At 63.0% G+C, this 22910-nt stretch carries 21 protein-coding genes; 7 read left to right on the top strand and 14 right to left on the bottom strand.

Annotated elements, in window-relative coordinates:
* Positions 1 to 95: 95 nt before the first annotated feature.
* Both AC1D0Z_RS07715 and AC1D0Z_RS07710 read right to left on the bottom strand, forming a co-directional pair.
* Complete coding sequence (locus tag AC1D0Z_RS07715) at positions 96 to 1235, bottom strand: ABC transporter substrate-binding protein (protein WP_477657660.1); 1140 nt, start codon at positions 1233 to 1235, stop codon at positions 96 to 98.
* Between the two features lie 222 nt (positions 1236 to 1457).
* Positions 1458 to 1937 (bottom strand): Lrp/AsnC ligand binding domain-containing protein, encoded by a 480-nt coding sequence (locus AC1D0Z_RS07710; protein ID WP_477657659.1) that lies wholly within the window; start codon positions 1935 to 1937, stop codon positions 1458 to 1460.
* 109 nt (positions 1938 to 2046) lie between these two features.
* Here AC1D0Z_RS07710 and AC1D0Z_RS07705 point away from each other — a divergent pair, with 109 nt between their 5' ends.
* Entirely contained in the window at positions 2047 to 5046 is a 3000-nt protein-coding gene (locus AC1D0Z_RS07705; protein ID WP_477657658.1) for an L-glutamate gamma-semialdehyde dehydrogenase, read from the top strand.
* A 33-nt stretch (positions 5047 to 5079) separates the two neighbouring features.
* On the opposite strand, the gene AC1D0Z_RS07700 is transcribed toward AC1D0Z_RS07705, so the two are convergent.
* The 7 genes from AC1D0Z_RS07700 to AC1D0Z_RS07670 form a co-directional block, all read right to left on the bottom strand.
* Positions 5080 to 5697 (bottom strand): DUF2238 domain-containing protein, encoded by a 618-nt coding sequence (locus AC1D0Z_RS07700; protein WP_477657657.1) that lies wholly within the window; start codon positions 5695 to 5697, stop codon positions 5080 to 5082.
* Entirely contained in the window at positions 5694 to 6167 is a 474-nt protein-coding gene (locus AC1D0Z_RS07695; protein WP_477657656.1) for an OsmC family protein, read from the bottom strand. Before AC1D0Z_RS07695 ends, AC1D0Z_RS07700 begins: the two co-directional genes overlap by 4 nt.
* Before the next feature lie 15 nt (positions 6168 to 6182).
* A complete protein-coding gene (locus tag AC1D0Z_RS07690) occupies positions 6183 to 7115 on the bottom strand; it encodes an alpha/beta fold hydrolase (RefSeq protein ID WP_477657655.1) in 933 nt (310 codons plus the stop codon).
* A gap of 17 nt (positions 7116 to 7132) precedes the next feature.
* Positions 7133 to 7624 (bottom strand): nuclear transport factor 2 family protein, encoded by a 492-nt coding sequence (locus tag AC1D0Z_RS07685; RefSeq protein ID WP_477657654.1) that lies wholly within the window; start codon positions 7622 to 7624, stop codon positions 7133 to 7135.
* 86 nt (positions 7625 to 7710) lie between these two features.
* On the bottom strand, positions 7711 to 8226 hold the full coding sequence (locus AC1D0Z_RS07680; RefSeq protein ID WP_477657653.1) for a CinA family protein: 516 nt from the start codon (positions 8224 to 8226) through the stop codon (positions 7711 to 7713).
* A complete protein-coding gene (locus AC1D0Z_RS07675) occupies positions 8223 to 8768 on the bottom strand; it encodes a phosphatidylglycerophosphatase A family protein (RefSeq protein WP_477657652.1) in 546 nt (181 codons plus the stop codon). Before AC1D0Z_RS07675 ends, AC1D0Z_RS07680 begins: the two co-directional genes overlap by 4 nt.
* Positions 8765 to 9685 (bottom strand): LysR family transcriptional regulator, encoded by a 921-nt coding sequence (locus AC1D0Z_RS07670; protein ID WP_477657651.1) that lies wholly within the window; start codon positions 9683 to 9685, stop codon positions 8765 to 8767. Before AC1D0Z_RS07670 ends, AC1D0Z_RS07675 begins: the two co-directional genes overlap by 4 nt.
* A gap of 152 nt (positions 9686 to 9837) precedes the next feature.
* On the opposite strand from AC1D0Z_RS07670, the gene AC1D0Z_RS07665 reads away from it, so the two are divergent.
* Together AC1D0Z_RS07665 and AC1D0Z_RS07660 are read left to right on the top strand one after the other, a co-directional pair.
* Positions 9838 to 10029 (top strand): hypothetical protein, encoded by a 192-nt coding sequence (locus tag AC1D0Z_RS07665; RefSeq protein ID WP_477657650.1) that lies wholly within the window; start codon positions 9838 to 9840, stop codon positions 10027 to 10029.
* Positions 10030 to 10124: 95 nt separating this feature from the next.
* Positions 10125 to 11528 carry an esterase-like activity of phytase family protein gene (locus AC1D0Z_RS07660; RefSeq protein WP_477657649.1) on the top strand — a complete coding sequence of 468 codons (1404 nt, stop codon included), beginning with the start codon at positions 10125 to 10127 and terminating at the stop codon, positions 11526 to 11528.
* Between the two features lie 29 nt (positions 11529 to 11557).
* On the opposite strand, the gene thiL is transcribed toward AC1D0Z_RS07660, so the two are convergent.
* The 5 genes from thiL to apaG form a co-directional block, all read right to left on the bottom strand.
* Positions 11558 to 12550 (bottom strand): thiamine-phosphate kinase, encoded by a 993-nt coding sequence (thiL, locus tag AC1D0Z_RS07655; protein ID WP_477657648.1) that lies wholly within the window; start codon positions 12548 to 12550, stop codon positions 11558 to 11560.
* 72 nt (positions 12551 to 12622) lie between these two features.
* Positions 12623 to 13762 carry a YbdK family carboxylate-amine ligase gene (locus AC1D0Z_RS07650; protein ID WP_477657647.1) on the bottom strand — a complete coding sequence of 380 codons (1140 nt, stop codon included), beginning with the start codon at positions 13760 to 13762 and terminating at the stop codon, positions 12623 to 12625.
* On the bottom strand, positions 13752 to 15011 hold the full coding sequence (locus AC1D0Z_RS07645; protein WP_477657646.1) for a cation:proton antiporter: 1260 nt from the start codon (positions 15009 to 15011) through the stop codon (positions 13752 to 13754). Before AC1D0Z_RS07645 ends, AC1D0Z_RS07650 begins: the two co-directional genes overlap by 11 nt.
* Positions 15012 to 15396: 385 nt before the next feature.
* Positions 15397 to 17367: a site-specific recombinase gene (locus AC1D0Z_RS07640; RefSeq protein ID WP_477657645.1), complete on the bottom strand. Its 1971-nt coding sequence runs from the start codon at positions 17365 to 17367 to the stop codon at positions 15397 to 15399.
* Positions 17368 to 17387: 20 nt separating this feature from the next.
* Positions 17388 to 17783: a Co2+/Mg2+ efflux protein ApaG gene (gene apaG, locus AC1D0Z_RS07635; RefSeq protein ID WP_477657661.1), complete on the bottom strand. Its 396-nt coding sequence runs from the start codon at positions 17781 to 17783 to the stop codon at positions 17388 to 17390.
* Positions 17784 to 17880: 97 nt separating this feature from the next.
* On the opposite strand from apaG, the gene rpe reads away from it, so the two are divergent.
* The 4 genes from rpe to AC1D0Z_RS07615 all read left to right on the top strand — a co-directional run.
* Positions 17881 to 18576, top strand: a complete 696-nt coding sequence (gene rpe, locus AC1D0Z_RS07630; protein ID WP_477657644.1) for a ribulose-phosphate 3-epimerase — start codon at positions 17881 to 17883, stop codon at positions 18574 to 18576.
* A gap of 96 nt (positions 18577 to 18672) precedes the next feature.
* Complete coding sequence (locus AC1D0Z_RS07625) at positions 18673 to 20244, top strand: adenylate/guanylate cyclase domain-containing protein (RefSeq protein WP_477657643.1); 1572 nt, start codon at positions 18673 to 18675, stop codon at positions 20242 to 20244.
* 130 nt (positions 20245 to 20374) lie between these two features.
* Positions 20375 to 21127, top strand: coding sequence for a response regulator (locus AC1D0Z_RS07620; protein ID WP_477657642.1), 753 nt, complete (start codon positions 20375 to 20377; stop codon positions 21125 to 21127).
* A 37-nt stretch (positions 21128 to 21164) separates the two neighbouring features.
* A partial coding sequence (locus AC1D0Z_RS07615; RefSeq protein WP_477657641.1) for a PAS domain S-box protein occupies positions 21165 to 22910 on the top strand: 1746 nt, incomplete at its 3' end.

Below are 22910 nucleotides of genomic sequence, written 5' to 3'. Positions count from 1 at the left end.
GGATGGGGGTGGATGAAGTGGATGGATTGGATGAGGGACGGGTAGTCCGCATTATTGCCAGGATGCGCCGCCTTGCAAGGCCGGCGTGATGCTCCCTAGCGCATGAATTTCCCCCCGCGCCCGATGATGGTCAGGTCGGTGAAGCGCGAGCCCTCGTGGCTTTGCGGGCTGTAGTTCACCGTGAAACCCCCCATGTTGTAGTCGCGCATGGACTCAAGCGCAGTCACCAGGCTTTCACGTGTCAGGCCCTTGCCGRCCCGGCGCAGGCCTTCGGTAAAGACCTTGGCCACGAGGAAGCCTTCCATGCTGGAGAAGTCGAAGTCCTTGTGGCCGCCTTCAGTCATGCGCTGCTGGTATTCACGCACGATGGCTGACGAGGGGGTGTAGGGAAAGGGCATCACCTGCGAAATCGTCACGCCCGCCCCCGTGTCGCCCAGCTCTTCTGCGAGCGCCTTCGAGCCGACAAAACTCACATTGAAAAACTGGCCGCCGTAGGCCTTGGCCCGGGCCTGCTTGATCAGCGCGGCGCAGGACTTGTAGGCACTGATCTGGATCACTGCCTCGGGCGCGGCCTTGAGTATTTCTGCCAGCGGCGCGGCAACATCCACGCTGTTGCGCTCGACCGTGACGCTGGCGGCCGGCTTGAGGTTGCGCCGGGTCAGCGCCCGCATCACGCCTTCAAGCCCGGCTTTGCCGTAAGAGTCGTTCTGGTAGAAGATCGCGATTTTGGTGATGCCGACGGTGCTCAGGTGCTGCACGATGCGCTCGGTCTCGTCAAAGTAGCTGGCACGTACGTGGAACAGGTTGCGGTTGAACGGCTCGCGCAGGCCCTGCGCGCCTGTGAACGGGCCTACCAGCGGAATGCCCGCCGCGTTGATGGCGGGTACTGCGGCCAGGGTTGTGGGCGTGCCGACCGAGCCGACCAGTGCGAACACCTTGTCTTCCTCGATCAGGGCCTTGACTGCGGCGGCCGCCTTGTCGGGTTCGTAGCCGTCGTCCCGCGACACCAGCTTGAGGGTGCGGCCGTTGATACCGCCTGCCGCGTTGATCGCATTGAAGTGCGCCAGCAGGCCCAGCTGCATGCGTTTGCCCAGTTCGGCGGCGGGGCCGGTCTGGGCGGCGAATTGGCCGACACGAATCTCGGTGTCCGTCACACCGGTTTCTGCCGACTGCGCTGCGGCGGCGACAAGCACCCCCAGCAATGCTCCCCAACGCCACCATGGCTTGTTTTTCATCGGGAACCTCCGTTGTTTTGCGGCTTCTGGGCTTTTTTCTGCCCCTCTGCCTATGCAACTCGTTGCATAGGTGGATTGCAAGGTAGCCCAATGCGCGCGGCTTGGCAACGCGGTTAGTCCGGGTGGAGGCGGATTTGAGCGGTTCTCCGTGAGAAAACCGTGGAAACCGTGAAGAAACTGTGAAAAACAGGCGCCAATGCCTTTCTTAAAAACCGGCGTCGCCTAAACCCCCAGCGGAAGCCTGGCGGTGTTTTTGACTTCTTCCATGACCGGGTAAGTGCGGGTTTCGCGCACGCCCGGCAGCTGCCAGAGCACCGTGCCGGCAAAGGCGCGGTAGGCCGCCATGTCGGCCATGCGGGTCTTGAGCAGGTAGTCAAAGCCGCCCGCCACCATGTGGCATTCGGAGATTTCGGGGTGAACCTGCACCGCGGCCTTGAAGGCTTCAAACACATTGGGTGTGGTGCGGTCCAGCAGCACCTCCACAAATACTGTCATGCCGGCACCCAGCTTGAGCGGGTTGAGCAGCGCCTCGTACCCCAGGATGTAGCCGTCACGGCTCAAGCGCTGGACCCGCGCCAGGACGGCGGTAGGCGACAGCGCCACGCTCTCGGCGAGCTTGAGGTTGGAAATCCGGCCGTCCTGCTGCAGGACATTCAGGATTTTGAGGTCGATGCGGTCAATTTGGGGTGAGGTTTCTGTCATGACTAGCGAATTATCCGGTGAATGCTGCGAATTTAGCGGGAAATTCTGTGGCATTCAACAGAACATCGTCATATTGACCGAATAAACGCTGCTTACCTTGAAAACCTCCATGAACTCCCTGTTGCCCTTATCTCCGCGCCTTCCCTTTCCTTACCGCCCCGAAGCCGGCATCGTGGCCGCGCACCTGCAGCGCCTGGCGGGCGCGCTCGACTGGGCGGCGGCCGCGCACTCTGCCCAGCCCTGGGTTCAGGCCGTGCGTGACAACCCGCCGCCCTTTTGGGCCATGGAAAGCCTGCTGAAAGAGTACCCGATCTCCAGCGCCGAAGGCCTGGCGCTGATGCGCCTGGCCGAAGCCCTGCTGCGCGTGCCGGATGCTGAAACCGCGATCGCGCTCACGGCCGACCAGCTGGGCCGCGCCGACTTCGAGAGCGCCGGTGACGGCGTAATGGCCCGCCTGTCGGCTTCGGCCATCGCCATGTCCAAGATGTTCCTGCCCGAAGGCGGCCAGCCCAACCTCATGAGCAAGCTGGGCGCGCGCACGGTGGTGGCGGCGACCCTGCGCGCCGTGCAGTTGCTGGGCCGGCAGTTTGTGCTGGGCCAGACGATCGGCGATGCCATGAAAGAAGCCGACGACTCCCGGAGGAAGATTCCCAATCTGCGCTTCAGCTATGACATGCTGGGCGAAGGCGCACGCACCGACGCCGATGCGCTGCGTTACCTGGCCAGTTATACGAATGCTATTAAATCAATAGCTGCTGGCGCTCGTCTAACGGGCCTTACCGAGCAAAATGACGGAATATCCATCAAGCTCAGCGCCCTGCACCCGCGCTACGAAGACGCCCAGCGCGAACGCGTGATGGCCGAGCTGGTGCCGCGTGTCTGGAGGCTGTGCGAGCTGTCGGCCCGGGCCAACATCAACCTCACCATCGACGCCGAAGAGGTCGACAGGCTTGAGCTGTCGCTGGATGTGTTTGAAGCCCTGGCCGCCCTGGTGGCAAAGCACCACCCGCAATGGCAGGGCTTTGGCCTGGCCATGCAGGCCTACCAGACCCGCGCGCTGGAGCTCATTGAACACATCGCCGCCATTGCACGCAAATACGGCCTGCGCTTGATGTGCCGCCTGGTCAAGGGTGCGTACTGGGATTCGGAGATCAAGCGTGCGCAGGAAATGGGCCTGCCGCACTACCCTGTGTTCACGCACAAGCACCACACCGACGTGTCCTACCTCGCCTGCGCGCAAGCCCTGCTGGCCGCGCCGGATGCGATCTACCCGCAGTTTGCCGGCCATAACGCCGCCACCATCGCCGCGATTTTGCAGATGGCATCCCGCAATGCAGTCCCCTTCGAACTGCAGCGCTTGCATGGCATGGGTGAGGGCGTGTTCCGCGAGGTATTGAAGAACCCGCTGATCAGCTGCCGCGTGTACGCCCCCGTGGGTGCCCACCGCGACCTGCTTGCTTACCTGGTGCGCCGGCTGCTGGAGAACGGCGCCAATTCCTCCTTTGTGCACCAGCTGGCCGACGAGTCGGTCGGCATGGGCGAACTGCTGACGTCGCCGCTGCGGCTGGAGCCCGAGTCATCGCTGCCGCTACCGCCCGCGCTGTACGGCCCGGGCCGGCCCAACAGCCAGGGGCTGGACCTGACGGTTCAGAGCATGCGCACGCCGCTGCTGGATGCGCTGGCGACCACGCAGGTTCCCGTGGTGCCGGAGTTTGATGCGAAATCGGCCGCCAGCGCAATCGTGGCGGGCGCAAACAGCTATCAAAAGTGGAGCAAAGTGCCTGTGGCCGAGCGTGCCGCCACCCTGCGCCGTGCAGCTGACGCGATGGAGCGGCAGATGCCGAAGTTCTGCGCCCTGCTGGTCAAAGAGGCTTTCAAGACCTGGGGGGATGCGGTGTCTGAAGTGCGTGAGGCGGTGGACTTTTTGCGCTACTACGCCAATGAAACCGAACGCATCATGCAGCCGGTGGCGCTGCCTGGCCCGACCGGTGAAACCAATGAGCTGCGCCTGTCGGCACGCGGCGTGTGGGTCTGCATCAGCCCCTGGAATTTCCCGCTGGCCATCTTCACCGGCCAGGTCGCGGCAGCACTGGCCACTGGCAACGCCGTGATGGCCAAACCCGCCGAGCAAACCCCCGGCGTGGCCTGGGAAGCCGTGAGGCTCTTGCATGAAGCCGGGGTGCCCGAAGGCGTGCTGCAACTGGCGCACGGGCCCGGCGAAACCGTGGGCGCGGCGCTGGTGGCCGCACCGCAGGTGGCCGGCGTGGTGTTCACCGGTTCCACCCAGGTCGCCAAAATCATCAACCGCGCGCTGGCCGCCAAAGACGGCCCCATCGTCCCGCTGATCGCCGAGACCGGCGGCATCAATGCCATGCTGGTGGACAGCACGGCCCTGCCTGAGCAGGTGGCCGACGCCGTGGTGCAAAGTGCGTTCCGCTCTGCAGGCCAGCGCTGTTCGGCCCTGCGCCTGTTATGCGTACATGAAGGCATCGCCGACCATGTGATCGAGATGATCAAAGGCGCCGCGCAGGAGCTGGTGGTGGGCGAGACAGCTGACCTGGCAACGGATGTCGGCCCGGTGATCGACCGCGAAGCCTTTGACAACATCCAGAAGCATCTGGAACGCCTGGGTTCAACGTCAAAAGTGCTGGTAGGCCATAAGGAACGTGCGCGAGCAGCTCCTGATTTCATAGCAAACGCCATTCCCCCCACGGCCTTTGAGGTGCGCAGCCTGGCCGAAGTCAAGGACGAAATCTTCGGCCCCGTGCTGCAGATCGTGCGCTGGGGCAGTGGCGAGCTGGTCACGCCCGAAGCCGTCATTGCGCAGATCAACGCCCTGGGTTACGGCCTCACGCTGGGCATTCAAACCCGCATCGACTCACGCGCGCAGGCGCTGGCCGCCGCGGCCCATGTGGGCAATATTTATGTGAACCGCAACATGATCGGCGCAGTGGTCGGTGTACAGCCCTTCGGCGGTGAAGGCCTGTCCGGTACAGGCCCCAAGGCGGGTGGGCCGCATTACCTGTACCGCTTTTGCTCGGAGCAAACGGTGACGGTGAATACGACCGCGGCGGGGGGGAATGCGGCGCTGCTGGCGGGTGGGGTTTGATCCCCACTCCTGCGAGCTGAAGCGGATAGGGTGCTATCTACCAGAAAGCTTGCGCATCTGCCGGTCATGCCACCGGCCCAGCAGCGTGACCGCCACCGCAGCGCCTATCAAGGCCATGAACATGTCCGACTGTGTATCCCAGGGATCCCCTTGGGTCCCGAGGAATTCGTCCGCGCCCTTACCCAGCGCCAAGGCCGCCCACCACTCCACCAGTTCATACACCGCGCTGATGGCCATGGCCACGCACACCGACAAAAACCCTGCCATGCGGCGGCTGCCCAGGTAGCCCCGCTGCAGCAATACCTCGCGTGCCACCATCGCAGGCACCAGCCCCTGCATGAAGTGGCCGACCTTGTCGTAGGGGTTTCGGCTCAGGTGAAACATATCCTGCAGCCAGAAACCCGGCGGCACCCGGGCATAGGTGTAGGCGCCACCCACGATCAGCACCAGCATGTGCAGCGCAATCAGCACGTACAGCAAGGTCGTCAGCGGGTAGCGCCGGCCCGTGGCCAGCAGCACCGGTGCGGCGATGACGGCGGGCGCCACCTCGAGCACCCAGGTACCCCGGTCATACGGCGCCATACCCGACCAGACCAGCGCGGCCAATACCAGCAGGCCCAGAGCGACCAGCAGCGGCCTGCGGTCAGTCATGCGTTGCCATGCACCGGCTCACAGCGCACCTCGGTCTTCACCGAGTTGGCGATGAAGCAGGCGTCGTGCGCCTCGTGGTGCAATTGGTCGATCTCGGCACGTGTGGGCAACCGTTCACCGGAAAACGCCACCTCCGGCCGCAAGGTGACGGTGGTCATGGMGATTTTTCCTTCGGCGTTCTTTTCCATCACGCCGCTGGCCGCATCAAAGTAGCGCGCCACGGCAAATTTGCGTTTGGCCGCAATCGACAAGAACCACAGCATGTGGCAGCTGGACAGCGAGGCGACAAACGCTTCTTCCGGATCCATGGCCGATGCGTCCGACATCGGCAAGGGCACAACGTGGGGTGAGGAAGAGCCCGGCACCTCAAGGCCGCCATCGAACCGGATCAAATGCCTGCGGCTGTAGCGGTTACCCAAGAAATCGCCGCCATTGATTTCCCATAAAACCTCTGCCGTGTAAGTCGACATGGCCGTCCCTTGAAGTCAGCGAAAGAAATTGTGCAGCGCGGTGGCCGTAGCCTCCGGCTGTTCTTCGGGGATGAAATGGCCAGCTGGCATGGCGTGACCCGAAACATCGCCGCTGCATTGTTCTTGCCACAAGGCCAGCGGTTCGAACATCCGGTGCACCACACCGCGTTCGCCCCACAGGAGCAGAAAGTCACAGGCCACCTTCAGCTGTTGTGCGCGGCTTTCGCGGTCATGGTCCAGGTCAATACCGGCGCTGGCGCGGTAGTCTTCACACGCCGCATGCAGCGCATCGGCATTGCAAAAGCAGCGCTCATATTCGGCCAGCGCCTGCGGCTCGATGTAGTTGAGCCCCGCGCTGCCCCAACCGCCGAGCTTGGCATGCAGATAGGCCCTGGCGGTTTCAGGGTGGTTGGCACCCATCATGATTTCGGGCAGCGGCGCCGGTTGCAGCATATGGAACCAGTGGTAATAAGCCCGCGCAAACGCCATGTAGGGCTCTGTCATGCTGCGGCCTTCGTACATGTCCAGTGTGGGGGCGATGTCGATGACGCAAAGCTTTTGCACGCGCGCCGCGTAGTCCAGCGCCAGCCGGTGCGCCACACGCCCGCCGCGGTCGTGGCCGCAGAGATAAAAGCGGTCCACACCCAGGGCGTCCATCACCCCGACCATGTCGTGCGCCATGTTGCGCTTGCTGTAGTTGCTGTGGTCGGGCAGGCCCGCGGTTTTGGAAGAGTCCCCGTAGCCCCGCAGATCGGGCATGACCAGGAAATAGTGTTTTGCCAGGCGCTGCGCCACGCGGTGCCACATCACATGCGACTGCGGAAAACCATGCAGCAGCAACAGGGCCGGGCGCAGCGGATCGCCCGGTACGACCCGGGAAAACCGCGCGTTGATGGACGCGCCGTTGACCTCAAAGCTGCGTGACTCAAAACCGTCAAACCAGGACATGGGAACTCCTGTTCAGATCAACTCTTGCGCTGGGCCAGGTATTTTTGCAGATTCGCCGCCGCCCTTGCCCGCACCTTGGCGCGCAGAAAGGGCGTCCAGCCCAGCAGCAGGCCGGGCGCGCCCAGCGCCTGGCGCGACCAGGACCAGAAATCAAAGCGGTCGCGGTGCCGCGTGATCAGGCCCTGTTCGTTGAATTCAAACGCGCCGTCAATGCTGTTGTGCACCATGCGCCCGGTGGCGCTGAAGCGGTAGTAGGCGTCCCAGTGGGATTTTCCCGTGCTCGCCCCGGCTTCCAGGCCGCTGTAGGTGAGCTTCCAGACGTCCATGCCTTTAGCCTTGGTGGCGTCGCACAGCATGTGCCACATGCCGGTGACCTCGCGGTGCCCCCGCAGCGAAAATGCCTCGTCGTCGAATGCGGTGTCCGGGGCATAGCAGGTCGCCATGGTGTCGGAATCCAGCCGTGCGAAGGCGCTGTAAAACTTCTCGAGGGTGGCCTGGTTGGGGTGCATGGTGTCTCCTTGGCGGTGTTTTTCGGGGTGGCCGGGTGGCTTGGCGACTCTATAGCGCTTCGGTTCGTGGCGGCGTCGCTCACGCGTCAGCCGGCTTCGCGCAGCAATTGCAGCAGCCGTTGCAGCGCGTGCTGCACGGTGGCGCTGCGCACCGCGGCACGGTCGCCGTCAAAGCGCCGGACTTCGGACACCAGCCGGCCCGGCAGCGCAAAACCAAACCATACCGTGCCGACAGGCTTGGCGGCACTGCCGCCGGTTGGGCCTGCCACCCCTGTGACTGCCACCGATACCTGTGCGCGGGAGCGGCCAAGGGCGCCGGAAGCCATCGCACGAGCCACTTCTTCGCTGACGGCGCCGTGCCCGGCAATCAGCGCAGCCTCCACCCCCAGCTGTTCGTTTTTTGCTTCGTTGGAATAGGTGACAAAGCCGCGCTCGAACCACGCGCTGGAGCCTGCCAGGTCGGTGCAGGCCGCCGAGATCATGCCGCCGGTGCAGCTTTCGGCCGTGGCGAGCATCCAGCCTTTTTCAAGCAGCAAATCGGCCACCTGCCCAACAGGGGTGGGCGCAAGCAGCTCCTTTTTTGATAGCAAGTTGCTGCTCACCAGAATCTCCAGACTGCGATCACCAGCAAGGCGCAGAACGCCGCCACCAAATCGTCAAACAGGATGCCGAAGCCGCCGCGCCAGCCGAAGCCCTTGAAAGCATGGTCCGCCCATGCCACCGGGCCGGGTTTCACGGCATCAAAAAAGCGGAACAGCGCAAACGCGGCGAGCTGCGCTTCAAAGCCTGCCGGCATGACCAGCCAAAGCACCAGCCAGAAGGCCACGACTTCGTCCCAGACGATGTTGCCCGGGTCCAGCACGTTCATGGCTTTCGCGGTGACGGTGCAGGCCCACCATCCGATGAGTGCAGAAGCTGCAATCAGCCAGCCCATGTCCGCCGGCGACAGCCATTGCTGCAGCACCAGAAAAGCCAGCCAGGCCCAGAGCGTGCCTGCCGTGCCGGGCGCCACCGGGCTCAGGCCCGAACCGAAACCGAGGGCGATGAAATGCGCAGGATGCGACAACAAAAACCTGGCGCTGGGCCGGAACCGTGGCGGGCGGGGGATTTCTGCAGGCGTGGGAAGTTCGGACATGCGGGTCATGATGCTGTGGCGGGGGCTGCGCTGGTTTTTTCCAGCCATTCGGCCCAATGGTCGATGCAGGCCTTGATTTTGGGCAGGCGGTGGCGGTTGGTAAGCGTTACCGCATAAATCGGGCTGGGTTGTTCGTCGACAAAGTCCGCCAGCACCGGGACGAGCAGACCCTGGCGCACCAGGGGTTCGGCGACCAGCGTGGCGCAACGCGAAATGCCCAGGCCCTGCAGTGTCAGGGTGGCGGTCATGCCGGTATTGTCCGAGCGCCAGGACGCCTTGGGCACGATCACGCTGGGTTTACCGTCAACCACGAAAGGCCAGTGATTGAGCATGGGTACGCCGCTGTTGGTGATCAGCCGGTGGCGGTTCAACTCATCGGGATGCTGCGGTGACCCATAGGCCTGCAGGTAAGCAGGCGCGGCATACAGCCGCCGGCCCAGCGCGCCGATCTGGCGTGCCACGACGGTGTCAGTCAACGGCGTCCCGGTGCGAATGGCGATATCGATGCCGTCGCGCGCCATGTCCACCAGCCGGTCTTCCACCTGGAGGTCCACGCACAGCTGTGGGTAGCGCTGGTGCAGGCTGTCAAAGCTGGGCGCCAGAAGGTACTGGGCGACGACGGTGCTGGCTGCCACGCGCACCCAGCCGGAGGCCTGCTGCGACTGGCTGGCAAATTCTCCCTCCAGTTCGTCGAGCGTCCCGACGATGCGGCGGCAGTATTGCAGAAAGGTTTCCCCTTCGGCGGTGGGCGCCAGACCGTGCGTGGAGCGATGGATCAGGCGTGTGCCGCAGGCTTTTTCGATACGGCTGAGGCTGCGTGAAACCTGGCTGACCGGGACGTCGCGTTCACGGGCAACGGCCGAGAGGGTGCCCAGCTCGGCCACGCGGGCAAAGAGGAGCATGTCGTCGAAGCCGAGGTTGCGCATGGGCCAATGGTAACCAGTACGGCAGGACGAGGCCGCCAGCGGCTTTGCAGCCTGCGCAAGACCCATTTGCGGGCCGTGCTGTTTCCGTCTTGCCGTGCTTTTCCTACAGTGCTTTCAACCCCGGCAAACCCAGGGCAGAAAAGGAAAACATCATGAACCGCACCCTTTCGCTTGAAGAGTACAACCGGCTGATCGATCTGGCCGGGCTGCGTGCCAGGCAATTGCGCCGCGAAGCCGTCGAAAATTTCGGCCGCGGTGCCGCGCCCGCAGTCTTGCGGGTCACCACACGCCTTGTGCATGCCCTGGCGCGCCATGCCCGGCTGCGCAAACAGGCAGGAACCTGAATCACACCGGTGCGCCGGCCATCCGGTGCAGCCGCCTGTCACAGCCGCTTCACAGAAAGGCGTCAAAGTCCACCGATTCAACACGGAGGATGGCCATGTCTGTTTTGGCGAAGATGAATGGATTGACCCTGGCGGCAGCCTGTGCGTTGTGCCTGGCTTCAGGGGCCGGGCACGCACAGGCGCAACCGCAACCGGCCCCGGCAGTGGAGGCGGTTCTTGCCGGCCATGCAGCGCTGGGCGCCACCACCGCCGTGCCCGCGCCTCACGATGCGGGTCCTCTTTTCGCCACAGCGGGGAAATTTGCGAACGCAAAACGCCAGCGCAATGAGCGGCTGGGCAGCGAAAGCGCCAACACCTTTGTCGGCGACCCCAAATACCCGCGCGCTTCCGGTGGCACCCTGCCCATGAAGGGACAGTCGGTGCAGGGATTTTCGGGCATTGTGTCGCTGGGCAAAGGCGACTTCCTGGCGCTGACCGACAACGGCTTTGGCAACAAGGTCAATTCCCAGGACGCGCTGCTGATGGTGCACCGGTTGTCGGCGGACTGGACCAAAGGCGAGGTCCGGCGGCGCAGCACCGTTTTCCTGAGCGATCCCGACAAGCGCGTGCCTTTTCACATCCAGAATGAGAACACGCAGCGCCGTTATCTCACGGGCATCGATTTCGACCCCGAGTCCATCCAGGTAGTGGGCAACGAATGGTGGATTGGCGATGAGTACGGCCCTTACCTGCTGCGCACCGATTTCCAGGGACGCGTGCTCGGCGTGACCGAGACGGTCATCAATGGCAAGCTGCTGGCGTCGCCCGATCACTACATGCAGGGCCGCCTGCCCAACCTGCCGGGCGAGGCATTGTTTGAGGTGCGCCGCTCCAACGGGTTTGAAGCCATGGCCAGATCACCCGACGGCAACAAGCTGTACCCGATGTTTGAAGGCCCGCTGTTCGATACGGCCGCCAAGAGCGTGGAAAAAGCCGGCGAAAAAACCTATGTGCGCATCAATGAGGTGGACGCGGCCTCGCGCAGCTTCACCGGCAAGCAGTGGAAGTACCTGCTGGAAGAGGTGGGCAACGTCGCCGCCGACTTCCAGTTGCTGGACGCGACAACCGGCCTGGTGATTGAGCGTGACGACAGCACCGAAGGCCAGTTGCCGGCGTGCCCTGGCGAAGCGCGCACTGACTGCTTCACCCGGCCGGCGCGTTTCAAGCGCGTCTACAAGATTGACCTGGCGCAAAGCGATGCGGACGGGTTTGTGCGCAAGGTGGCCTATGTCGACCTGACCCGTATCGCCAATCCGCGGCGGCTGGCCAGACTGGGCCCCAACGAAGCGGTGTTTTCACTGCCACACCTGGGGCCTGAAGGGCTGGCGATTGTCGACGCCACGCACATCGTGGTGGTCAACGACAACAATTTCCCGTATTCGTCCGGCCGTGAAATCGGCAGGCCGGATGCCAATGAACTGACGCTGCTGGACATTCGCGCCCTGGTGGATGCGAAGTAAAGGCGCGCAGGCGCTTCTTCAGACGTTTCTTATTTCCCGGCAAAGTGATCAAACGAGGAAAAGCGCTGCGAAACGGCTTTCCCCTGTGCATCGACCAGGCGAAGCCCGGGTTGAGGGTCGATTTTTCCAATGCGGGTGACGGGCGTTGCGGCAAGCTGTGAAGCGGCCTGCACGGCCTCGCGTGCGGAGGGCGGCGCGGTGAAAGCGAGCTCGTAGTCGTCCCCGCCGGCGAGCGCGCATTCCAGCTGCTTTTCATGGGAAATAATGCCTCCAGCCCAATCAGGATGCGCGCAAGCAGCTATCAAATTAATAGCAAATGAGGTATCGATAGTGGCACCTGCGCCAGACGCCTTGAGGATGTGCTGCAGGTCACCGAGGAGGCCATCGCTCACGTCGATGGCGGCAGACGCGATGCCTCGCAAGGCCAGGCCGAGGGCCACGCGCGGCGTGGGTTGTTCGAGCCGCTGGCGGGTTTGTGCAAGGACGCCTGGAGGCAGGGCCAGGGCGCCGCGCAGCGCCTCCAGGGCAAGCCGCGCGTCACCCAGCGCACCGCTGACATAGATGTCGTCACCGGGTTGTGCACCGGATCGCAGCAGTGCCTGGCTCTTGCCGTCGATCACAGGCACCTCGCCGAACACCGTGATGCAGATGTTGAGCGGCCCCTGGGTGGTGTCGCCGCCCACGAGTTCACAGCCGTGGGCGTCGGCCAGTGCCAGCAGGCCTTGCGAAAATGCCGCCAGCCAGGCTTCCCCGATGCGGGGCAAGGCCAGGGCCAATGTGAATGCCAGGGGCCTGGCGCCGCAGGCGGCCAGGTCGCTGAGATTGACAGCCAGCGCCTTGTGGCCCAGCGTGGAAGGATCCACATCGGTAAAAAAATGCCGGCCTTCGACCAGCATGTCGCTGGAGATGGCCAGCTGTGTGCCGGGCCTGGGCTGCAGCAATGCGCAGTCGTCACCGACACCCAGTACGGCCTGGCGGGCAGGACGCGTGAAATAGCGTGCGATCAGGTCAAATTCACCCATACACCGAGCATACAGGCCTGCGAACAGGTTCAAGGCGCTGCGGCTATCCGGCAAAGCCGGGCCGGGGAGGCATCAGGGATGCTGCTGGTGCGTGATGCCGCCGCGAAAACGGTCGGCTGCCTGCCGTATGACCTCGGCCAGCAGGTGTTCCTCGCCCTGTCTTTCGCGCAGCCAGCGGGCATCGTTGTCGGCACGCTCCACGCTGTTGCGCAGCAAGTGCAGCGAGGCACCGGCGCCCATGCCGGTGGCGTGGCGCTCAATCTGTGCCATGGTCAGCAGGATGTGCTCGCGCAGCGGCATGTGGCCGCCGGTTGCGGGGTCGACGTAGACCGCATCGAGCCCGAAGCGGCAGGCCTGAAAGCGGTTGTAGGTATACACCAGGTAGTCGTCTTCGGTTGGCATGAAGGGTTGCTCATGCATGAACCAGGACGCCAGTGACTGCACAAAGCCGGCCAGGGCGGTTGCCCGCTCTACCGTCAGCGGCGTGTCGAACACACGAATCTCGATAGTGCCGAACTCGGGCTTGGGCCGGATGTCCCAGTAAAAGTCCTTCATGCTCTTGACGACGCCGGTGCGTGTCATTTTGTCGAAGTACAGCGTGAAGTCGCTCCACGTCAAGGCAAACGGCGCGCGGCCCGACAGTGGAAAGGCAAACACGGAATTGAGCCGCGCCGAATCAAACGCCGTGTCTTGCCCCTGCACATAGGGCGAAGACGCCGACAGGGCAATGAAGTGAGGGATGTAGCGGGACATGCGATGCAGCGTGAGCAGGGCGCTGTCGGCATCGGAGCAGCCCACATGCACGTGTTGGCCAAAAATTGTGAACTGCTTGGACAGGTAGCCGTACAACTCCGACAGTTCGCGAAAGCGGGGTTTGTCGTAGATGCGGCGTTCATGCCATTGCTGGAACGGGTGCGTGCCGCCGCCTACCACCGCGATGTTGAGCTTGTCGGCGCTCTTGACGAGCGCATCGCGAATCTGAGAGAGCTGGCCCAGCACCTCCGAAGCGTTGTGGCATACGCCGGTCGAGATCTCGATCATGCTGGACGTCATTTCGGGCACCACGGCGCCGGGCAGYGGTATTTTGGCCATCAGGCGCAACATGTCTTCGGCATATGGCGCGAGATCGTAGTCGTGGGTGTTGACGAGCTGCAACTCGAGCTCGACACCCAGCGAGAGGGCCGCGGACTTCTGGAAAGGTTCAAGACTCATGAACGGGTCCTGTTGAGGGGCTGCGTGTGAGCGGCGCCCAGGGTTTGGAGCTTTCGCCCGAGCGGTAGATGGCCACGGTGGCGAGCACGGCGCCCAGCACTTCCATCAGCAGGATCGCGGGCAGGGCCACGCTGGCGATCTGGCGCCCGGTGGCGCCTGAGGCTGCCGCAAACTGTGAGACCAGCAGCAGCGCTACTGACGACATCGGCGACATGGCGCAGCCGACCCAGAGGGCCTGCTTCCAGCTGGCGCCGCTGCCCACATTGCCGATGGCGACACCGGCAATCTTGGCAACCATGCGGGCCACGACCATGCCGATGACCAGACCGGTAACCGGCCCGCTCCAGTCCGCTTGCGCGGCCACCACCGAGACCAGCACAAACATCAACATGGTCAGCATCGACGAGGCGGTGCCCATTTGCCGCGGCCAGGACCAGGGGCGCGGATTGAGCTGCTTGAGCAGCATGCCGCCCAGCAGGGCCGCCAGCGGCGCCGAACCGCCGAAGTGGGCCGCAAGCGCCGCACCCGCGGCAATCAGCGCCAGCAGCAAAATGGCGGTGTTTTCGCTGGTGGGGCTCATCACCCGCAAGGCGATGCGCAGCGTCAGTGCGAGCACCGCGCCGACGACGACAGACAGGCCCAGCACCACCAGCACCGGGTACAGCGGGCTCGAGAGCGCAGCTTCACCGCGCGGCATCAGGCCGGCGCGGGCGCTGCACAGGGTCAACGCATAGAGTGTGCCCAGTGTCGACAGCACCAGGGCGCGTTCTGTCACCGGCCCGGCTGCGCGTGTGTCAATCGCCACGCGCGAAAGAACAGCCGGCGATGCGGCCATGGCCAGCAATGCAAGCGACTCCGCGACGATCTCGCGCACGCCCAGTTTGCTCAAGGCCCAGTGGACAAAAACATAGGTGAGCGCAGATTCGGCCAGGCTCTGCACGAGCACCATGGGGTTGTGGCGAAACCAGCGCAGCGGGATGCGGCCACCCGCCTCAAACAGCACGACGGCAACACCCAGTTCCAGCAGGAAGAGCCCTGTGCCCTGCAGCGGCCACACGGCACCGGTGAAACCAGCCAGTCCGGCCAGCCCGCCCACGAGTGAATAGCCAATGACCTTGGGCAGGCCGGTATAGCGGTTGACCAGGTGGCCTGCCGCAGCGGCCACCGCCAGCAGGATGGACCATTGCACGGTCGGCAAACCTGCCGACGGCTTGATCCACTCGGCCCAGATGGCCAGGATTTCATTCATACGGGGTTGTCTCCACTGTCGTCAGGACTACTTCAAGCATGCCCTGCGTGCGGCATGTTGCGCATTGAGTGGCCAGCCTTGGCGGCATGAAGCCCGGTGGTGTCTCTGAAAAGAAACGTTGCATTAATTTACCGGCGCCTCGCGGCAGGACCTGTAGGACAAGACCGGAAGATAGATTCACCCCTATCGGGCTCACTGCGTGTAGCCCTTTTCCCCTTGCAGGGGACGGCGCCTGCGGCCCGGCGAAGCCGGTTCCGCGGCCCCTGCTTGCTTGAAGAGTTCAGTGGGCACAACCAGTGGTGCCGCGGGACTGGCTTTGCCAGACCGCAGGCGCCGTCCCCTCGAGGGGAGAACAGGCTACACGAAGTGAGCCTGGACAGGGGTGTTACTTATCCAGAGGCATAAAGAAGCTGCGCGGGTGGCTGCGCAGGCGTGCCCAGATGGCGCTGCGTATGCGGGCGCGATCGAGGTTGCTCACGTTGTGGGCCTGCAGTGCCAGGCGAAACGCGAGGTAAAAACTCACGCCGAGGTTCAGTGCGCCAATCAGGGGAATGGCAAGGACGCACGACCAGATCTGCCAGTGCCGGAACGCTTCGAGCCCGAGAGAGGCACCGGCCGCCGCCAGCTGGCCGGTTGACAGCGTGACGTGGCGGGCCTGGAGTTCAAGACCAAAAAAACCGGTGAAGGCTGGTATCAGGCCGAGCATGAAACCCAGCGCAATGTTGGACGCGAAACCCGAGATGTTGTCGCGCGTGAAGGCGGACCAGCGGGCTGCGCGCTCGCTCCCCAGTACGGCAGTGATGCGCGGGTTGTGGCGCATCGCTGAATCAAGGTGGTGCAACACAAACCAGTTTTCGGTCCAGCCCCCGATCATGCTGGCTGCAAACAGGATGCCGCCGGTGAAACCGGCCCACAACAGGGCAGGGCCCATCACGGTGAGGGTGTCCAGTACGTGGTGCGCGTCGGCGGCGCTGATCATGGGCTGGCCCATCATCACCTGGATCAGTGCGTTGATCAGCAGCACGGCCGGCACCACCATGAATACGTTGCCGCACACCGCTGCAACCTGGGAACGCACCAGGTGCGTGACCTCGTCGACAAACGCTTCAATGGGGCCTGTCGCATCGGTCGAGCCGATGTCCTTGAGCTTTGCCGCCATCGCCGGCGCGGTCATCGCGGGTTGTTTGGTGGCCAGCGTGAAATGCAGCAGCTGGATCACGACAAAACTGCCGGCGTAGACAACACTGGACCAGAAACCGCCCCAGAAGGCGGAAAGCCCGACGGCGACAACCATGAACTTGAGCAAGGTGGTGAAGGCGGTGATCGCCCCGCCGCCCATGGCCTTGCCCAGCATTTCGCGGTATTCCTCGCGGGTGCGGGTGATGTAGGTCTCTCCGGTCTCCGCGCTGCGCTCTGCCATCTTGGCCGACAGCAGCGTGGAATTGGCGCTGATCAGCGCGCCTATGCTCTTGCTCTCCTGCGCCGTGATGACGCGGCGTGCCAGCAATTTCAGTGCGGCCATGCCCGGCTTGGGTGAAAGCAGGGCATCCAGCAGTTCGCGCACGCGCAGGATGCGTTCTCGCAGCTGGCGCAGCCGAAACACCATGCCGACGGAAATGCCGTGGTCTTCGAGGTGTACGTAAATGCTGTTGACGGCCTGGCGGCAGGCATCGAGCCGCTCACGGTACTGAGCGATGGCAGACTGCAACTGGGCTTCGTCCCGGTCGGGCTTGAAGAACGCATTGCGCAGCTCGTCGATGTCGGCGGGCAAGGCATGAAAAGCCCTGGCGCGCGGTGTGGCGCGGTTCATGCGCAGGCGCAGCTCCGGTGCAAAACCGGTGGCGCGAATCTGCGCCGTGCAATACGTCAGGGCGTCCATCAGGCTGTATTGCCAGTGCAGGGCATCAAGCTGCGGGCTGGCCGACAGCAGCTGTGTCAGGCGGCTGACCTGCGCGTCTTCCAGGGCGCCCATCCATTGGGCATCGAAGCGCGTGGGAGTAACCAGCGGGAAAAGCTCCGAAGCATCGGTGGTTTCGGGTGTTCCGGGCAGCAGCTTGCGCCGCAGGCGTTCGGCCAGTTCGCTGACAAACGCAGTGCGCGGGGCAAAGCCGAAGTCCGCCAGCAACGTGGTGATGTCGACGGTCTGCATCAGCGTCTGCCACCAGGCCTGCAGGCGCCTGCGCACTTCCGGCTGCATCTCCACGGCATCCATGAAGGCCTGCAACCGTGCCACGGCGGCGGGCACGGAAGTCTGGTCGCCCCGAATCCATTCGAAAAGCTTGATCAGCCAGACATGGCGGCGGGCAAGGTCGGCGTCGGGGTCGAGCGCCTTGAGAAGGGAGGCGAGATCCTTCATCAGCCGGTCAAATCCATCGTTCAGTGCAGGACCCGGCCATGCGGGGTGCTGCCGTTGTTGGCTTCCAGTACGAACATGTGTATGGGTGCTTCAAAACGCTCGCCGTCTTCCGCGACGCAAAAATAGCTGCCGTGCATGGTGCCGGTGGGCGTGCGCAGGCGCGAACCGCTGGTGTATTGAAAGGACTCGCCAGGCTTGAGCAGCGGCTGGTGGCCTACAACCCCCAGCCCCTTGACCTCCTCGTTGTGGCCGTTGGCGTCACTGATGACCCAGTGGCGGGCAATCAACTRGGCCGTCACGTCGCCGGTGTTGGTTACCGTCACGGTATAGGAAAACCCGTAGACGTGGTCTTCCGGGGCCGACTGGTCAGGCTGGTATTGCGGAACAACTTCGCAGGAGAACTGGTATTTGGGCATGGCAGGTAAACGGTTGGCGCCCATGTTAACCGCCTGCCGGGGCGGCTGTCCTGCGTGCGGGCATGACGCGGCGGCGGCTTGCTGCGACAATCCGGCCATGCCTAAAAACACGCCGCCCACATACCGGATCGCCCCCTCCATTTTGTCCGCCGACTTTGCCCGCCTGGGCGAGGAGATCAAGGCCGTGATTGCCGCAGGGGCTGACTGGATCCACTTTGACGTCATGGATAACCACTATGTGCCTAACCTGACCTTCGGGCCGATGATTTGCCAGGCCCTCAAGCCCCATGCAAAAAGGGCGGACGGCACGGCTGTGCCGGTGGACGTGCACCTGATGGTGCAGCCCGTCGATGCACTGGCCGCAGCTTTTGCCGATGCAGGCGCCGACCTCATCAGCTTTCATCCCGAGGCGTCGGGCCATGTGCACCGCAGCGTGCAAGCCATCAAGGCGAAGGGCTGCAAGGCGGGGCTGGTGTTCAACCCGGCTACGCCGCTGGATGTGCTGGATTGGGTGATTGAGGATATCGACCTCATCCTGATCATGAGCGTCAACCCGGGCTTTGGCGGGCAAAGCTTCATTGACTCCGCGCTGCGCAAGATAGAAGATGCCAGAAAACGCATCGATGCATCGGGAAAAGACATTCGCCTGGAGGTCGATGGCGGGATCAAGACCGACAACATCGCGCGCGTGGCATCGGCCGGTGCCGATACCTTTGTCGCAGGCAGCGCGATTTTCGGGAAACCCGACTACAAGGCGGTGATTGACGCCATGCGGGCGGAACTGTTGAAATAAGGCAACTGCAACGATGCAGACTGCCATCTCACATAACTCTCTGCCGGAAACCCGGTAGGGCCGCAATCGGCCCGGCATTCATGGAAGAGCCACATCATGACTGAACCTGTGAAGCCGACGGTTGGTGAAGCGCCCTCCACGCGAAGGTCCCGCATCCTGGTGGTGGACGATACCGAGGACATACGCTATTTCCTCTCGACGCTGCTGCAGGACCGGTATGAGGTGATTGCCGCTGCGTCCGGCGAGGCCGGCCTGCAGGCGGCAACTTCGGGGGTGCGTCCCGAGATCATCCTGCTGGATGTGATGATGCCCGACATGGACGGTTACGAGGTGATGCGGCAGCTGGCAGGCGATCCGCGCACGGCCGATATTCCGGTAATTTTCCTGACAGCCCTTGCCAGCGTCGAAGAGGAGCAGTATGGGCTGGACCTGGGGGCCACCGACTACATCACCAAACCSATCAGCCCGCCCATCCTTCTGGCGCGCGTGAGGATGCAGCTTGAGCGCAGCGCCAATGCCAAGCGCCTGAAAACCTTGTCTGAGCAACTGTCGCGCTACCTGGCGCCGCAGGTCTACCAGTCCCTGTTTGACGGGTCGCGGCAGGCTGAAATCGAGACGCAGCGCAAATGGCTTACGGTGTTCTTTTCAGACATCAAGAATTTCACGGAATCCACCGGGAAGTGGCAGCCCGAAGAGGTCACCTTCCTGCTCAACAGCTACTTTGAAGAAATGTCACAGATTGCGGCCGACTATGGCGCTACGCTGGACAAATTCATCGGCGATGCGATCGTGATTTTTTTTGGAGATCCACATACCCTCGGCCGGCAACAGGATGCTGTTCAGTGCGTCAAGATGGCGGTGGCCATGCTGGTGCGGCTCGACGAGCTTCAACTGCGCTGGAAAGCAAAGGGAGTCGACAAGGCTTTTGAGATACGCATCGGCATCCATTCAGGATTTTGCGACGTCGGAAATTTCGGCAGCAAGCTGCGCATGGACTACACCATCATTGGCCGCGAGGTGAACCTTGCCGCGCGGCTTGAGCAGGCTGCGGAGCCTGGGCAAATACTGATCTCCAGTCAAACCCATGCATTGGTGCGCTCAGAGATTCAGGCTGAAGTACGGCCCGCCGTGACGGCCAAGGGGTTTGCCGAGCCGATTCACGTTTATGGGGTCCTGAAGCCGGCTTCCTCGCCGCAGGCTGCCCCTGCAGCGATGCCAGCGGCCCCGCCGCGCGATGGTGTCAAACCAGCTGCTGCGGGAGTTCCCGGGGCGGATTCAGGAGACGCCGCATTGCCTGAGCAGGTCGCGGGGCTGGACCTTGCCGTCGGGCTGACCCGCGCCATGGGCATGAAGGGGTTTTACCTGTCGATGCTGCGCCGTTATCTCGACGGCCGCAGCGATACCCCGAGGCAGATCCGGGAGGCGCTGGATGCAGGCGACCTGAAGAATGCCGAATTGCTGAGCCATTCCCTGCGGGGCGTTTCCGCCCAGATCGGTGCAGTTCGCGTACCGGCAGATGCCGCCGCACTCGAACAGGCCATCAATGAAGGCCAGCCGCGCCAGCGCCTGGATGATTTACTGAGGGAGCTGGAATCCTCCCTCGGTGAGTTGATTGCTGGGCTGAAGTCGGAATTACCGCCGGTGGAGGCGGCCGCTGCCGGGCTGTAGCGAGTCGATCCCAACGACAGGACGTCAAGGTGTATCGTTTCCCTTACAACCCAAGCCACTAGAATCAGAATGCAATCAGGTGCATGCCACGACTCATGCCACGACTGTTATCCGCGAAAGGACATTCACAGTGCATCCCAACAACGTTTATGCGGTTACCTCCAAAGGTCAGCAGGAGCTGCGCAGCGCTGCCACCTCGATTTCGCAGCCGGAGATCGAATTGCTGGTGCGGCTTGATGGCGTCCTCACGGTTGCCCAGATCCGCCAGAGCATGGGGGAAGCAGGCGGTGCAGCAGTGGACGGTATCCTGGATTTGCTGTACGCCAAAGGGCTCGTGGAACTGGTCCCGCCCGATCCGTTTGCCGGATCGCTTCAATTCACCCTGAGTCCGTCGGCCCTGACGGCGGCAGACGCCGAAGCCGATTCCTGCGCGGCCACGCTCAAAAAGTCCAACTACTACGTTCGCATTGCGCGAAAACGCGGTGCGCCTCGGGTCCGGGCGGCTGGTGAGCGGCTGTCGGCCATCATCGTTGATGACGAAGAGCACCTCGCCAAATTCCTGAAAAGCTATTTGACGTTCGAAGGCTTTGATGTCCGGACTGCCGGTTCCCGTGCCGAGATCGTCRCAGAATTTCGCAAGCAGCCGATTCCCGACCTGGTGCTTCTGGACGTCATGCTTCCAGATGCGGACGGGTTCGACATCCTGTTGCGGATCCGTTCCCACCCCGTACTCAAGGACGTTCCGGTCATCATGCTGACCGCCAAGGCAACGCGGGAATCCGTGCTGAAGGGCCTTGCAGGCGGTGCCGACGGATACGTCACGAAACCCGTAGAGACGGAATCACTCATTCAGGCTGTCCGCACCGTGTTGGGCACTCAATAAGCCGCCTTGCGGCGAACAGGCTGAAGCTCAAAGCGCCATGAAAATGCCCTTTCGTTCAAGCATCAATGTGGCCTTGTGTGCCGGAATGGTGCTGATCGCCCTGAGCATCGCAGCATCCTATGTCACCATCAACTCGCTGATCACCGATGCGCAGAGTGAAAGTGAAGCACGGGAAAAGGCGCTTCTCCTGCAGCGCGTAGTGACCGAGTTCAAGACGGCGGAGTCCCTGCAGCGGCGTTTCTTGCTGACCAATGCTTCAGGCGACCTGGCTGAGTATCGCCAGGCCCGCGGGCAGATCCAGCAAGCACTCGAGAGCCTGCGTTCTGGCCAGGAGGTGCCTACCGGCACTGCGGACTGGCTGGCGCTGAAGGAGGCCATAACGCGAAGGGTTGAGCTGATGGAGCAGACCGTCGCGGCGCGGCAGCAATCCGGCCTCGACGCCGCAACGGCGATGGTGGGCGGAAACCAAAGCCGCCAGCTTCATGACGAAATTGAGACCCTCATTGGCCGCATCAGAGGGGGCGAGGTGTCGGCCCTTGAGCACACCAAGGCGGAAACCCGCCAGACCGCCCAGACCGTCAAGCAATTGATCCTCATGGGCGGATTGCTGTCCCTCAGCATCTTTGGCTGGGCGATCCAGCGGATTCTCCGGACGCAGGAAAAGCGCCGCAGGGCTGAAGCGCAGCTCCTCGACAGCGAAGCCATGAGCCGCGCTGTGACCGAGAGCATGGCCGAAGGCCTGGTGACGGCGACGGGGGAAGGCTTGATCGTGCATGCCAACAGCGCGGCCAGGCACCTTTTTGGTTACCRGCTTGATGACCTGGTTGGACAGGAAGTCACCATGCTCTTGCCAACGCGGTACCGGATGGGTTTCAGCGCGTTTTTCTCCGGGCTGAGCGGCCGCCAGCGCGGCTTCAGGGAGTGGGATGTCAAGGTTCAGGGCCAGCGCCACGACGGAACCGAGTTCCCCGTCAATGTTTCCTTTGGGGATGTCAATGTGAGTGGAAAGCGGCTGTTCACCGCCATCATTCACGACATTACCGAGAGTGCGCGCATCACCGAGGCACTGCGCAACAGCGAAGAGCAGTTGCGCCAGTTGACCGACACCGTCCCGGCGCTGATTGCCTATATTGACGGGCAGCAACGCTTCCAGTTCCACAACCGCGCCTACGAAGAAGCGTTTGGCCTGAAACCGGAGCAAATCCAGAACCGGCCGATGCAGGAAGTGCTGGGCCCCGAGCTCTATGAGCAGGTCAAGGCCCATGTGCGCGAGGCCCTTTCCGGTTACTCGGTGCGCCATGAGTTTGAGTATGTGGCCGTCGACGGCGATCGCCGCGAGTACGTCATGAACTACTTCCCCCGTTATGGAGAAGGCGACGAGCAGGACATGGTCATCGGGTTTTCCTCCTTGGGAACAGACGTCACGGAACTCAAACGCATCGACCGCATGAAAACCGAATTCGTCTCGACGGTGAGCCATGAGCTGCGAACGCCGCTGACCTCGATACGCGGATCGTTGGGGCTGGTATGGGCGGGTGTGGCCGGTGAAATTCCGGAAAAGGCCAAAAATCTTGTGGGCATTGCCCAGAGTAATTGCGAGCGCCTGATCCGGCTGATCAATGACATTCTCGACAGCGAAAAAATCGAGTCGGGAAAGATGCGTTTTGAATTGCAGGCCCAGGAACTGGAGCCCTTGCTGGAACGGGCGCTGGCGGACAATGAAGGCTGCAGGCCCAGGAACTGGAGCCCTTGCTGGAACGGGCGCTGGCGGACAATGAAGGCT

This window comes from Polaromonas sp. P1_E3, assembly GCF_056405935.1.
This window is presented reverse-complemented; position numbering and strand designations above follow the sequence as displayed.